A 12,813-nucleotide genomic window follows, 5' to 3' on the forward strand; every position below is an offset into this window, starting at 1 on the left:
AGACGTTGTGGCTTGGGCTACGTGACATTGCTGTGTGCGTTGAGGGGATGCGTTTCGCTCGTGAGCTGTTGTAGCACGATGTGTGTAAGGGGATGGTGCCAAGTACCACAATAGACCCAATATGCTTTTATTTTTGTCAGTCGCACACCCTTGAGCAGAAACAGGTTCGCCTGATCGGCTTCAAGAGGTGCGATATACTTCATCAAGTAGCACACCCTGCGCAGAAAATAGAAACTCTATGACAAAATATATCAAACCGATATTCTTTGGCGTTGCCGATCCAAATAAATTTAGCCAAGGCTTGAATATGATATTGGAGAGCCTGGTTACGGAGGGTGTTTATGCGGGAGACAATTTTTTTGTCATGGGAAGAAACCTGAGCTTCCTTGAAGACACTGCATTCATCCAAGCTTTTAGCCGTAATGCCAAGACTGAAGTAGAGCGCGCTGTACTCTGGCGGACAGCCGTGATTCTCTGGGGCGTGCGCAACGCCTTGCACCTGGAGGGTGATCTGGTGGAATGTGCCTGTTATAAAGGCACCACAGCAAAAATTATCTGTGATACGGTCAATTTTGATCAGTATCCACAAAAAAAGTATTATTTATATGACTTGTTTGAACATAATGACACGACGCCACATAGCGAACTGACCGAGCATGGGGAAGACTTGGCTGACAAAGTGCGTGAAAAATTCAAACATTACGACAATGTTATCGTTACTCAGGGGCGCGTGCCAGATGTGCTGGCAGACGTTGCGCCTGACAAGATTGCATTTATGCACCTCGATCTTAACCATGCCCAAGCTGAGCTGGGGGCTCTGGAATGCTTATTTGAGCGCATGACGCCAGGCGCGATTCTGATTCTGGATGATTATGGTTGGTTAGATTATCGAGAGCAAAAACTGATCGAAGACCCTTGGTTCCAACAACATGGCTACCATGTCCTTGAGCTGCCCACGGGACAGGGCATGGTCATCAAGCATTGAGAAGCTTCGACAATCGCCGATACGGTGCCGTCATCAACCCATAGTTGGGTAGATGCTTAGCGTCGCTCACAAAACTCTTCTGGCGTCATCGCGCTGCCTGGTCGTACTTCTTGTGCTGCCTGCAATGGCATGCCCCGCGAAGGCTACTGCGCTGAGCTTTGTGAGCGGCTCTTTTAATTCAGCGCCACCGGGTAGATGGTGTTCACAATCCATTGGCCATTGCGCAGGATGAAGCCAAAAGAGATTTCTTTGGCCATATAGCTGTCCCACTTGGTGCAGCGCCCTTGGACGTCGGCCTGGGTGCACGAATAGGCGCCCAGATTGCCCATGCCCAGCGCAGTCAATGACACCACTTGAAACGGGGCATTGCCCGAGCAGGCAATCGGGTTGGAGATATATTGATACTGGCGCCAGGCCGCGTCGTATTTACCACGCGCTTCAAATAAAGTTTTGCCCAGTTGCGAGCTGCCGGCTGGTGGCGTCATGCCGTAGATGTGCTGGGTGACATGACCCCCCATGGCAGTGTTCTGGTCGGCATTGGCGCTTTGTTGCACCGTGGCGATGTCGCGGCAGGGGGCGGCCAGTGCCGGAGCAGACAGACCCAGGGCCAGTAAACCCAGGCTGGCGACGGCGCGTGGCCAGTGCAGGAAAGAATGATGTGCTTTCATGGATGAGCCTCTTCATGGTGTTTGATGGAAAAAATCGGCGCGCCAACGCCCGATTTTGATCACCCGCCAAGCACAGGGTGTGGCGCACACCCTGTGCAAAACGTCGGCCCAGCGCCTCTGTGAGCGATGCGCGGCGTGCAGATAAAAAAACCGCCCATCCGGCAATGGCCGGTGGGCGGTTTTTTTGGCGTCACACGCTCAAACGCAGCGCACACAATCCAGCGCAGCGATCCCTGGCGAGCAGTGCGGCAAGGTCGCGCCAGCACGCCAGGAGGATTGCGTCAGCCGCGCCAAGCTTACTGATAGTTCTCCATGCCCGGGCACGAGCACATCAGATTCCGGTCGCCATACACATCGTCAATGCGGTTGACCGACGGCCAGAACTTGTTGTCGCGCACCCATTCCAGCGGGAACACCGCCTGATCACGGCTGTACGCACGGCTCCACTCGCGGCTGATCACATCGCTTTGCGTGTGCGGGGCGTGCTTGAGCGGGTTGCTGTCGGCGGCCCATTCGCCGGCTTCCACCTTGGCGATTTCGGCGCGGATGCTCAGCAGCGCGTCGATAAAGCGGTCAAGTTCAGCCTTGGATTCGCTCTCGGTCGGCTCGATCATGATGGTGCCGGCCACCGGGAAGCTCATGGTCGGGGCGTGGAAGCCGTAGTCCATCAGCCGCTTGGCCACGTCCACTTCGGTCACGCCGGTGGCGGCCTTCAGCGGGCGCAGGTCGATGATGCACTCGTGCGCCACGCGGCCGTTCTTGCCGGTGTACAGCACCGGGAAGGCGCCTTGCAGGCGGGTGGCCACATAGTTGGCGTTCAGCAGCGCCACCTGGGTGGCGCGCTTGAGGCCTGCGGCGCCCATCATGCGGATGTACATCCACGAAATCGGCAAAATCGACGCGCTGCCAAACGGCGCGGCCGACACCGCGCTCTGGCCTTCGCTGCCATTGGCGATCGGCGCCACGCTGTGGTTGGCCATGAACGGGGCGAGGTGGGCTTTCAGGCCAATCGGGCCCATGCCGGGGCCGCCGCCGCCGTGCGGGATGCAGAAGGTCTTGTGCAGGTTCATGTGCGACACGTCTGCGCCGATCTTGCCCGGCTGCACCAGGCCCACCAGGGCGTTGAGGTTGGCGCCGTCCATATACACTTGGCCGCCGTGGGCGTGGATAGTGTCGCAAATATCGCGCATGGCTTCTTCAAACACGCCATGGGTGGACGGGTAGGTGATCATCAGGCAGGCCAGCGTGGCGCTGTATTGCTCGGCCTTGGCCTTCAGGTCGGCCACGTCCACATTGCCGTTGTCGTCGCAGGCCACCACCACCACCTGCATGCCCATCATCTGCGCGGTGGCCGGGTTGGTGCCGTGCGCGGATTTGGGGATCAGGCACACCGTGCGCTGGGCGTCGCCACGGCTGGCGTGATAGCGGCGGATGGCCAGCAGGCCGGCGTATTCGCCCTGCGCGCCGGAGTTGGGCTGCATGCAGATGGCGTCAAAGCCGGTGATGGCTTTCAGCTGTTCGGACAGGCTGTCGATCATCGCCAGGTAGCCGGCGGCGTGTTCGCGCGGGGCAAACGGGTGCAGGCCGGCGAATTCCGGCCAGGTGACCGGGATCATCTCGCTGGTGGCGTTCAGCTTCATGGTGCAGCTGCCCAGCGAGATCATCGAGTGATCCAGCGCCAGGTCGCGGTTTTGCAGGCGCTTGAGGTAGCGCAGCATTTCCGTTTCGCTGTGGTGGGTGTTGAACACCGGGTGGGTCAGGTAGCGCGAAGTGCGCGCCAGGCTGGCCGGGATGGCATCGGTCGCGCTGGCATCCAGCGCGTCGATGTCGGCCGGCTGGCCGGTAAACAGCTGGGCCAGCGCGGCCACGTCGGCGCGGCTGGCAGCTTCGTGGAAGGCCACGCCGATGGTGTTGTTGTCCACCCGGCGCAGGGTGTAGCCGGCGGCTTCGGCGCTGGCCAGCACGGCGTCGGTGCGCGGGCCGGTGGCCACCAGCACGGTGTCGAACCAGCTTTGGTTGATGACCGTGCCGCCCTGGGTGCGCACGGCGGCGGCAAACAGATTGGCCAGGCGGTGCACATAGCCGGCGATGCGGCGGATGCCGGCTTCGCCGTGGTACACGGCGTACAGGCCGGCCATATTGGCCAGCAGCACTTGCGAGGTGCAGATGTTCGAGTTGGCTTTTTCGCGGCGGATATGTTGCTCGCGGGTTTGCAGCGCCATGCGCAGCGCCTGGCCGCCGTTGGCGTCGATCGACACACCGATGATGCGGCCGGGCATGGCGCGCTTGTATTCGTCGCGGCAGGCAAAGAAAGCCGCGTGCGGGCCGCCAAAGCCCAGCGGCACGCCAAAGCGCTGCGCCGAACCCAGGGCAATGTCGGCGCCCAGCTCGCCCGGCGACTTCAGCAGCGCCAGCGCCAGCAAATCAGCCGCCAGGGCCACCACGCCGCCCTGCGCCTTGACGCCGGCAATCGCCGCGCTCAGGTCGTGGGCTTCGCCACGGGCGTTCGGGTATTGGAACAGCGCACCAAACACATCGGCGCCCGCGGCGTCGGCCGGGTTGCCCAGCACCAGCTCAAAGCCAAACGGCTCGGCGCGGGTTTTCAGCACATCCAGGGTTTGCGGCCAGATCTGGCTATCGACAAAAAAGCGGTTGCTCTTGCTGATGGACACCCGGCGCGCCATGGTCATGGCTTCGGCGGCGGCGGTGGCTTCGTCCAGCAGCGAGGCGTTGGCCAGCGGCAGGCCGGTCAGGTCGATGATCACTTGCTGATAGTTCAGCAGCGCTTCCAGACGGCCTTGGGCGATTTCGGCCTGATACGGGGTGTAGGCGGTGTACCAGCCGGGGTTTTCCATCACATTGCGCAGAATCACCGCCGGGGTCAGCGTGTCGGCGTAACCCATGCCGATAAAGCTCTTGCTCAGGCGGTTTTGCTGGGCCAGGGTTTTCAGCTCGGCCAGCGCTTCGTGCTCGGCGCGCGGCGCCGGCAGCGGGATGTCTTGTTCCAGCAGAATGCTGGCGGGCACGGTTTGCGTCACCAGCTCGTCCAGCGATTGCGCGCCCACCACGCCCAGCATGGCGTCGATGTCAGCGGCGGATGGGCCGATATGGCGTTCGATAAAACCGTCGTGGTTTTCCAGTTCAGTCAGGGTGGTCATGTGTGCAGGTTCCCCAAAAACAAAGCGGGACGCCGCGCCGGGCAAGGGCGGCGTCCCGCTGGCGCGCTATCAGGCGCCGATCAGATCGCTGTAGGCGGCGGCGTCGAGCATGTCGTTGATCTGCGCCGGGTTGGCCGGTTGCAGACGGAACATCCAGCCTTCGCCGTACGGGTCGCTGTTGACCAGCTCGGGCTCGCCTTCCAGCGCCGGGTTGGTGGCCAGCACGGCGCCGTCAATCGGGCTGTAGATGTCGGAGGCGGCTTTCACCGATTCCACCACGCCCGCGCTGGAGCCAGCGGACAGTTCACGACCCACTTCCGGGGTTTCCACAAACACCACATCGCCCAAGGCTTCCTGGGCGTGGGCGGTGATGCCAACGGTGACAGTGCCGTCGGCTTCCAGGCGCACCCATTCGTGGCTGTCGTTGTATTTCAGTTCGGCGGGAACTTGGCTCATGAGTTTCTCCTGAAGATTCAGTCAATCAAGCAATTGGGTTGGCGACCAGACAGGGCTGGCCGCCGCAAAAGGGCCCGGAACGCGGCGCACACGCCACCCCGACATGATAAAGGGATTGCGCGCGCCGCCCAAATCGCGGCGGATGAATGCGTCCGGGCGACGGGGTCGGGCGGGTATGGTGTGTCGTTTAACGCAGTGCTGAGCTTCGCTTAGGCGTAAACCTGCTTGCCGTTGCGAACAAACGGCAACTTGACCACCCGCACCGGGGTGGCCACGCCGCGCAGATCCACCGTGGCGACGTCGCCAGTGGCGGCCGGCACGCGGGCAATGGCGATGGACAGCTTCAAGGTGGGCGAGAAGGTGCCGCTGGTGATCACGCCAGTGGCGCCATCGACAGTGACGGTCATGCCTTCGCGCAGCACGCCACGGCTTTCCAGCACCAGGCCCACCTGCTTCATGGCCGGGCCGGCGGCGCGTTCGGCTTCCAGCGCGGCGCGGCCGATGAAATCACGGCTGGCCGGCTCCCAGGCGATGGTCCAGCCCATGCCGGCGGCCAGCGGGCTGATGGTTTCGTCCATATCGTGGCCGTACAGATTCATGCCGGCTTCCAGGCGCAGGGTGTCGCGCGCGCCAAGGCCTGTGGGGGCGACGCCAGCGGCCAGCAGCTCGCGCCAGAAGGCTGGCGCGTCGGCGTCGGGCAGCATGATTTCCAGGCCGTCTTCGCCGGTGTAGCCGGTGCGGGCGACAAACCAGTCACCCACCGGCACGCCCTGAAACACCTTCAGCGACTGGATCAGTTCGGCCAGTTGCGGGCGGGCGGCGGCCACCTTGGCGCGGGCGTTCGGGCCCTGGATGGCCAGCATGGAAAGGTCATCGCGCACGTTCAACTCGACGGCAAAGCCGGCGGTTTGCGCTTGCATCCAGGCCAGGTCTTTGGCGCGGGTGGCGGCGTTGACCACCACGCGGTAGCCCCAGTCGGTCAGATAGACAATCAGATCGTCAATCACGCCGCCTTGCGGGTTGAGCATGCCGGCGTACAGCGCCTTGCCGACAAAGCCCAGTTTGTCGACGTCGTTGGCGATCAGTTTTTGCAGATAGGCTTTGGCGTCGGCGCCCGTGAGGTCCACCACGGTCATGTGCGAGACGTCGAACATGCCGGCGTCGCTGCGCACGGTTTCGTGTTCTTTCAGCTGCGAGCCGTAATGAATGGGCAGCGCCCAGCCGGCAAAATCAACGATCTTGCCGCCAGCGGCGAGGTGTTCGGCGTAAAGCGGGGTATGCAGGGCGGAGTCGGCCATGGGTTCGGAATCCTGAAGGGTCGATAAGCAATGTGCTTCACACCCCTCTGTCCTGATGACCTGAGATTTTCCGGCGCCGCCAAGCTGTACTTATGCTTGGCTTATTGCACCGTTAGCCCCTTCGGTGTCCGGCGTAAGCCGGCGCTCTCCAGAGTTGGTCGGCCGCTAAGAGCGGCTAACAAAACCCTCCTGGCGTTGTTGCCCGACCTTGCCGTACTACACGTACTGTCTGCGGTCGTGCGCCTAGCCAGGATCGCTGCGCTGGGTTTTGTTAGCCGCTCTTAAAGAAGCACTAACAAAATGCTCCTGGCGTTGTTGTGTGACCTTGCCGTACTTGTTTGTACTGTCTGCGGTCACACGCCTAGCCAGGATCGCTTCGCTGCATTTTGTTAGCGCTTCTTGAAGCAAGCCAGGCCGATGCAGTCCTTTAGCCTGAGCGATTGCGGGTGCGCTTGCGCCTTCGGCGGCCGCTCCGGGGCGGCTCTCTCCTGCATGGTTGGCCGGATTATGGCCACGGATGCGCCGCATGGCAAGGTGAAAATGCCGCCAGCGCCGCCGTCACCCCCTCATCCAGCGCGCGCGCCGGCTGCGCCAGCGGCCGGCCCAGATGGTAGCCCTGACCCAGGCCAAGGCCCAGCCCGTTCAGGCAGGCCAGGTCATCGGCGGTTTCGATGCCTTCGGCAATCACCCGCGCGCCAGTGGCGTGGGCGATGGCCTGAATCGAGCGGACAAACTGTTGCTTGGCGGCATCACTGGCGATGCCCTGGGTAAAGTATTTGTCCAGCTTGACATAGTCCGGGCGCAGCTCGGACCACAGGCGCAAATTGGAAAACCCCTCGCCCAAGTCATCCAGCGCAATGCGAAACCCCATGTCCCGATAATGCGCGGTGGCTTCGCGCAGCAAGGCATAGTCGCCCACCGGCCGGGTTTCGGTCAGCTCGATCACCACCTGTTCCGGGCTTAACCCGGCGGCGCGCATCCAGCCCAGCGTTTCGCCGGGGCGAAAGGCCGGGTCAAGCAGCGCTTGCGGGCTGATGTTCAGAAACAGCGCGCCTTGCAGGCGCAACTCGGCAAAGCGGCGCAGGGTGACTTGCCGGCAGGCGCGCTCCAGCGCCAGCAGCTGCTGGCATTGTTCGGCGGCTGCAAACAGATTCAGCGGCGAATGCAGCGCGCTGTCGGACGGGCCGCGAATCAGCCCTTCGTAGCCAACAATGCGCGCGTCGGCAAAATCGACAATCGGCTGAAACACCGCGTGCAAATCCGGCCCGGCCAAAATTGCCGCCAGATCCGCGCACCACGGCGCAGGGGGACGCACGGCCGTCGGCGCGTATGAGGCTAGAATAAGGTTGGCAAGCATGGACGGCCTCCATGGGTAAATCCAGACCGGCAAGCATAGCCGGGCAATATCACAGTCTGATGACGGCCACTCTGCCCATGCTGACGGGTATGGACTGGGTTTTTAGTGCCGCTCACCAAACTCAGCGAAGCGCGCCTGGCTCGGCGCGCGGCCGCAGACAGTACAGGGAGTACGGCAAGGCCGTGCAACGACGCCAGGAGGGTTTTGTGGGCGGCTTTTACGCCAGATAATGCTGATTTTGCCGATTTTGGCGCTTATCGCCTTGAAACTGCGCGGTCAAGCGGCGATGATGAACGACTGATTAAGCGCCGCTCACAAAACCTCCTGGCGTTGTTGTGTGACCTTGCCGTACAACGCGTACTGTCTGCGGTCACACGCCTAGCCAGGCGCGCTTCGCTGAGTTTTGTGAGCGGCTTTAAATCCAATTTATGGGAGAAGCTGCATGCTTAAAGAGTTCAAAACCTTCGCCATGCGCGGCAATGTGATTGATCTGGCCGTTGGTGTGGTGATTGGCGGCGCGTTTGGCGCCATCGTCAAATCGCTGGTGGACGACGTCATCATGCCGCCGATTGGCCTGCTGATTGGCAATGTGGATTTTTCTCAGCTGTTTATCGTGCTGAAAGAAGGCGCGACGGTGCATGGGCCGTATCTGACCGTCGAAGCCGCCAAAAAAGCTGGCGCGGTGACGCTGAACATTGGCCTGTTCATCAATGCGGTGATCAGCTTTTTGATTGTCGCGTTTGCCGTGTTCATGCTGGTGAAAACCCTGAACAAGCTGCAGCGCGACACCCCGGCCGAAGCTGCGCCGGCCGGCCCGGCCATGCGCGACTGCCCGCATTGCCTGAGCAGCATCCGCGCCGAAGCCAGCCGCTGCCCGCATTGCACTGCTGAGGTTACGCCAACGGCTTGAGCGCGCTCAGCCCGCCGCCAGCCGGTAGCCCACGCCGGTGGCGGTCAGCAAAAAGCGCGGCCGCGCCGGGTCGGCCTCCAGCTTTTGGCGCAGATGCGCCATGTAAATGCGCAGATAATGACTGTGCTCCACCGCCGTGGGCCCCCACACCGCCTTGAGCAGCTGGCGGTGGGTCAGCACCTTGCCGCGTTCGGCAATCAGCGTGGCCAGCAGTCGGTATTCCAGCTGGGTCAGGTGCACCGGCTCGCCGTCGCGCCATACCGCACGGGCGGGCAAATCCACCCGCACCGCCTCGCCCAGCCAGACTTCCGGGCTGGCGTCGGCGCCATGGCGGCGGCGCAGCAGCGCGCGCACCCGCGCCTGCAATTCACCCACGCCAAAGGGCTTGGTCAGATAGTCGTCGGCGCCAGCGTCCAGCGCGTCGATCTTGTCGGTTTCGTCCACCCGCGCCGACAGCACCAACACCGGCGTCTGGCTCCAGCTGCGCAAATCGCGCAGCAAATCCACGCCATCGCCGTCCGGCAGGCCCAGATCCAGAATCAGCACATCGGGTTTGCGCGTGCCGGCTTCGATCAGCCCGCGCGCCAGGGTGTCGGCCTCGTGCACTTTGTGGCCCTGTTCTTCCAGCGCGCAGCGCACAAAGCGGCGAATCGCCGCGTCGTCCTCGATCACCAGCAAGGTGGCTTCATGCATGTTCGCTGTTCTCGCCGTCAAAAGGGGCGGCCGGCGCATCGCGCCAGGGCAGCCACAGGGTAAAACACGCGCCGCCATCCGCGGCGTTGGCGGCCTCCAGCCGCGCCTGGTGGGCGTCGGCAATGGCGCGGCAAATCGCCAGCCCCAGCCCGACGCCGGTAATGGCTGATTCGCGCTCGCCACGGCTGAATGGCTCAAACAGCCGCGCCGCATCGCCCGCCGGCAGGCCGGGGCCGTGGTCGCGCACGCGCAGCGCGGTGTAGTCGCCTTCCCGCGCGGCTGACAGGCTGATGCCGGCGCCGGGCGGGCTGTATTTGCCGGCGTTGTCCAGCAGGTTGGCCAACACCCGCTCCAGCAGCAAGGGGTCACCGTACACCAGCGGGCAGTCGGCGGCCAGTTCCAGCGTCAGCGGGTGCGCATCCAGCGCCGGCCCCAGCGCCGCCAGCGCGCTGCCCACCAGTTCTTCCACTGGCAGCCAGTCTTGCCGCAAGGTCACCGCGCCGGCTTGTAGCCGCGCCATTTCCAGCAGATTGGTCACCAGCCGCGCCAGCCGCCGGCTGTCTTCCACCAACAGGCCGGCTTGTTCGGCTTCGGGGCGTTGCGCGCGCGCCAGCGCATTGCGCAGGGTTTCGGCATTGCCGGACAGCGCGGTCAGCGGCGTGCGCAGATCGTGCGACAGCGCCGCCAGCAGCGAATGGCGCAGCCGTTCGGATTCCATCGCCACCAGGGTGTGCTGGGCGACGTCGATATAGTGCAGTCGCTCCAGCGTTTGCGCCGCCAGCGTGGCGGCGGCCTCGCACAAGCGGCGGTTGTCCGGGTCGCTCAGCCGGGTGGGGTCGGCGGCGTGAATCGCCATCACGCCACGGGTGCGCATGGTCGCCTGCAAGGGCAGGTACAGGCAAGGGGCGCTGGGCAGGGTGTGGGTGCCCTGCCCGGCGGCTTCGCCGTGGTCGTGGCACCAGCGGGCAATGGCGGCGTCTTCCCACGACGCCGGGGCATCCAGGCTGAGTGTGTCGTTGGCGTCGGGCAGCCACAGGTGGATGTCGGCGTCCAGCGCCGCCCGCAAGGCGCGCGCGCTGATGTCGGCTACTTGCTCGGGCAGCAGCGCCGAGCCCAGCTCGCGCGCCATTTCGTACAGCAGCCGGGTGTGCGCCTCGCGCTGGCGCGCGCGCGCCGCGCTGTGCCGCTCGCGCGCCACCAACTGGCCGGCCACCAGGCCGACGATCAGCATCACGGCAAAGGTGATCAGGTATTCCACATCCGAGACGGCAAACGACAGATGCGGCTGGACAAAGAAAAAATCAAACAAGGCCACCGACAGCACCGCCGCCAGCGCCGCCGGGCCACGGCCGTGGCGCAGCGCGGTCCACAGCACGCCCAGCAGGTAGAACATCACCAGATTGGTGGCGTCCAGCACGCCGCGCAGCGGCAGCGCCAGCACGGTGATGGCGGCGCATAGCGCGCCAGCGGCCGCCGCGCCGCTCCAGCCTGGCGTCAGCGCCTGCCAGGCCAGCCGCCAGCGTGGCGCTGGGGCGGGCGTGGCGCCACCCAGCCACAGCAGATTCAGCTCCGGCGCCTGGCGCGCCAGCGCGCGGGTCAGGGCGCTGGCGTGATCGCTTGAGGCCAGCAGCGACAGATTATGCCGACGGGCGTAGCCGGCCAGCAGCGCAGCGGGCTCGCCGCCCGACAGCAGCAGGGTGACGGCACCCAGCTCGCCGGCGCGCGACAGGCTGGCCAGGGCGTGGGCGCGCTGGCCGTCGTCGTGGCCGCTGTCCAGCCACACGGCATGCCAGGGCGCGGCCAAGGCCCGCGCCAGCCGCGCGCACTGGCGCAGCGCGTCGTCGTCGCGAGCGTCGCCATTCAGGCGCAGCAACAGGCCAAATGAGGTGTCCCACACCGGGCTGGGCGCTGCGCCGCGCTGGGCGCGCATTTGGCCGTCCACTCGGTCGGCCAGCCGGCGCAAGGCCAGCTCACGCAGGGCGATCAGATTGCCCTTGCGAAAAAACTGCCCGGCGGCGCGCTCGGCCACTTCGGGCAGATACACCTTGCCGGTAGCCAGCCGTTGCAAGAGATCGTCCGGCGGCAAATCCACCAGCCGCACTTCGTCGGCGTGGTCGAACACGGTATCGGGCACGGTTTCGCGCACCGCCACGCCGGTGACCCGCGCCACCACGTCGTTCAGGCTGTCCAGGTGCTGGACATTCATTGCGCTGTACACATCAATGCCGGCGGCCAGCAGTTCTTCCACGTCCTGCCAGCGCTTGGGGTGACGGCTGCCGGGGGCGTTGCTGTGCGCCAGTTCGTCCACCACCACCAGCGCCGGCCGGCGCGCCAGCACGCTGTCCAGGTCGAATTCCCACAGCTGTGCGCCGCGATGGGCGCGCGCTTGCCGCGGCAGCACCTCCAGCCCGGCCAGCATGGCCTCGGTGTCGGCGCGGCCGTGGGTGTCCACCCAGCCCACCAGCACGTCCAGCCCCTGCGCACGCCGTTCAGCGGCCTCGGCCAGCATGGCCCAGGTTTTGCCCACGCCGGGGGCCGCGCCAAAAAACAGCTTCAGCCGGCCGCGCCGGCGCGGCTGCGCCGCCAGCAGGGCATCCGGGTCGGGGCGGGCGGCGGGCGGGTTCATGGCGTCTCCAGCAGCAGATTCAGCTGCAGCACATTCACCCGCGCCAGCGCGGCCTGGCCATCGCTAAACCACGGATGTGCTGCCTGCGCACGCACCTGGGCGGCCAATTGGGCGGCATCCAGCCCACGCGCCTGCGCCACGCGCGCCACTTGCACCAGCGCGGCGGCCAGGCTGATGTGCGGGTCCAGCCCGCTGGCCGAGGCGGTGAGCATGTCTTGTGGCGCCGGGCCAGCCTGTTGTTCGCTGGCGCGCCAGGCGGCCAGACGCTCGTGGGCTTGTGTCAGCAGCTGCGGCTGGCTGGGCCCCAGATTGCTGCCGGTGGACACCGGCGTTTGCCCCGGTTCGACGCTGATGGCCGAGGGGCGGCCATGAAACCACTGTGGCCCGGCAAACGACTGGCCAATCAGCGCCGAGCCCACCGGCTGGCCATGGCGCAGCCACAGGCTGCCTTGCGCCTGCCAGGGCCACAGCGCATTGGCCAGGCCGTAGACCAGCAGCGGATAAAGCAGGCCGAGCAGCAGGGTGAACAGGCCCAGCAGGCGCAGGCCAGGGGCCAGCGCAGGAGAGAGGCGTAATGTGGAAATCATGATGTCGTGTCCTGATGGAGCTGCTCGTCAAACCCGTCTGGCGGAGTGGTGTGGCCTTGCGGTCTGTGGTCACTC

Annotated in this window: 10 protein-coding genes and 2 riboswitches; of the genes, 2 read left to right on the forward strand and 8 right to left on the reverse strand. The window is 64.6% G+C overall.

Annotated features, from left to right (window positions below):
* The first annotated feature begins 238 nt into the window (after nucleotides 1-238).
* Nucleotides 239-985, forward strand: coding sequence for a TylF/MycF/NovP-related O-methyltransferase (locus DFR34_RS08940; protein ID WP_110390811.1), 747 nt, complete (start codon nucleotides 239-241; stop codon nucleotides 983-985).
* Between the two features lie 173 nt (nucleotides 986-1,158).
* On the opposite strand, the gene DFR34_RS08945 is transcribed toward DFR34_RS08940, so the two are convergent.
* The 5 genes from DFR34_RS08945 to DFR34_RS08965 form a co-directional block, all read right to left on the reverse strand.
* A complete protein-coding gene (locus DFR34_RS08945; protein ID WP_110390812.1) occupies nucleotides 1,159-1,653 on the reverse strand; it encodes a hypothetical protein in 495 nt (164 codons plus the stop codon).
* Between the two features lie 296 nt (nucleotides 1,654-1,949).
* Nucleotides 1,950-4,811, reverse strand: coding sequence for an aminomethyl-transferring glycine dehydrogenase (gene gcvP, locus DFR34_RS08950; RefSeq protein ID WP_110390813.1), 2,862 nt, complete (start codon nucleotides 4,809-4,811; stop codon nucleotides 1,950-1,952).
* 69 nt (nucleotides 4,812-4,880) lie between these two features.
* Nucleotides 4,881-5,267, reverse strand: a complete 387-nt coding sequence (gene gcvH, locus DFR34_RS08955) for a glycine cleavage system protein GcvH (RefSeq protein WP_110390814.1) — start codon at nucleotides 5,265-5,267, stop codon at nucleotides 4,881-4,883.
* 209 nt (nucleotides 5,268-5,476) lie between these two features.
* Entirely contained in the window at nucleotides 5,477-6,565 is a 1,089-nt protein-coding gene (gene gcvT / locus DFR34_RS08960; protein WP_110390815.1) for a glycine cleavage system aminomethyltransferase GcvT, read from the reverse strand.
* A 37-nt stretch (nucleotides 6,566-6,602) separates the two neighbouring features.
* Nucleotides 6,603-6,727: riboswitch (glycine riboswitch) on the reverse strand.
* 248 nt (nucleotides 6,728-6,975) lie between these two features.
* Nucleotides 6,976-7,066: riboswitch (glycine riboswitch) on the reverse strand.
* A 4-nt stretch (nucleotides 7,067-7,070) separates the two neighbouring features.
* Nucleotides 7,071-7,922: an EAL domain-containing protein gene (locus DFR34_RS08965; RefSeq protein ID WP_110390816.1), complete on the reverse strand. Its 852-nt coding sequence runs from the start codon at nucleotides 7,920-7,922 to the stop codon at nucleotides 7,071-7,073.
* A 442-nt stretch (nucleotides 7,923-8,364) separates the two neighbouring features.
* On the opposite strand from DFR34_RS08965, the gene mscL reads away from it, so the two are divergent.
* A complete protein-coding gene (gene mscL, locus DFR34_RS08970) occupies nucleotides 8,365-8,832 on the forward strand; it encodes a large-conductance mechanosensitive channel protein MscL (protein WP_110390817.1) in 468 nt (155 codons plus the stop codon).
* A 6-nt stretch (nucleotides 8,833-8,838) separates the two neighbouring features.
* Here mscL and kdpE read toward each other — a convergent pair whose 3' ends face one another.
* From kdpE to kdpC, 3 genes are read right to left on the reverse strand one after another with little or no spacing between them, the layout of a single operon-like run.
* Nucleotides 8,839-9,525 (reverse strand): two-component system response regulator KdpE, encoded by a 687-nt coding sequence (gene kdpE / locus DFR34_RS08975; RefSeq protein ID WP_110390818.1) that lies wholly within the window; start codon nucleotides 9,523-9,525, stop codon nucleotides 8,839-8,841.
* Entirely contained in the window at nucleotides 9,518-12,151 is a 2,634-nt protein-coding gene (locus tag DFR34_RS08980; protein ID WP_110390819.1) for a DUF4118 domain-containing protein, read from the reverse strand. Before DFR34_RS08980 ends, kdpE begins: the two co-directional genes overlap by 8 nt.
* Nucleotides 12,148-12,738, reverse strand: coding sequence for a potassium-transporting ATPase subunit KdpC (kdpC, locus tag DFR34_RS08985; protein ID WP_110390820.1), 591 nt, complete (start codon nucleotides 12,736-12,738; stop codon nucleotides 12,148-12,150). Before kdpC ends, DFR34_RS08980 begins: the two co-directional genes overlap by 4 nt.
* Between the last annotated feature and the right edge of the window lie 75 nt (nucleotides 12,739-12,813).

The organism is Rivihabitans pingtungensis, from assembly GCF_003201855.1.
Lineage (GTDB): Bacteria > Pseudomonadota > Gammaproteobacteria > Burkholderiales > Aquaspirillaceae > Rivihabitans > Rivihabitans pingtungensis.

Excerpts from the sequence above, each read along its gene's own strand:
- kdpE (WP_110390818.1), bottom strand. The coding sequence starts at position 9,525 with ATGCATGAAGCCACCTTGCTGGTGATCGAGGACGACGCGGCGATTCGC.
- DFR34_RS08945 (WP_110390812.1), bottom strand. The coding sequence starts at position 1,653 with ATGAAAGCACATCATTCTTTCCTGCACTGGCCACGCGCCGTCGCCAGC.
- gcvP (WP_110390813.1), bottom strand. The coding sequence starts at position 4,811 with ATGACCACCCTGACTGAACTGGAAAACCACGACGGTTTTATCGAACGC.
- DFR34_RS08980 (WP_110390819.1), bottom strand. The coding sequence starts at position 12,151 with ATGAACCCGCCCGCCGCCCGCCCCGACCCGGATGCCCTGCTGGCGGCG.
- mscL (WP_110390817.1), top strand. The coding sequence starts at position 8,365 with ATGCTTAAAGAGTTCAAAACCTTCGCCATGCGCGGCAATGTGATTGAT.
- kdpC (WP_110390820.1), bottom strand. The coding sequence starts at position 12,738 with ATGATTTCCACATTACGCCTCTCTCCTGCGCTGGCCCCTGGCCTGCGC.
- DFR34_RS08940 (WP_110390811.1), top strand. The coding sequence starts at position 239 with ATGACAAAATATATCAAACCGATATTCTTTGGCGTTGCCGATCCAAAT.
- gcvH (WP_110390814.1), bottom strand. The coding sequence starts at position 5,267 with ATGAGCCAAGTTCCCGCCGAACTGAAATACAACGACAGCCACGAATGG.
- gcvT (WP_110390815.1), bottom strand. The coding sequence starts at position 6,565 with ATGGCCGACTCCGCCCTGCATACCCCGCTTTACGCCGAACACCTCGCC.
- DFR34_RS08965 (WP_110390816.1), bottom strand. The coding sequence starts at position 7,922 with ATGCTTGCCAACCTTATTCTAGCCTCATACGCGCCGACGGCCGTGCGT.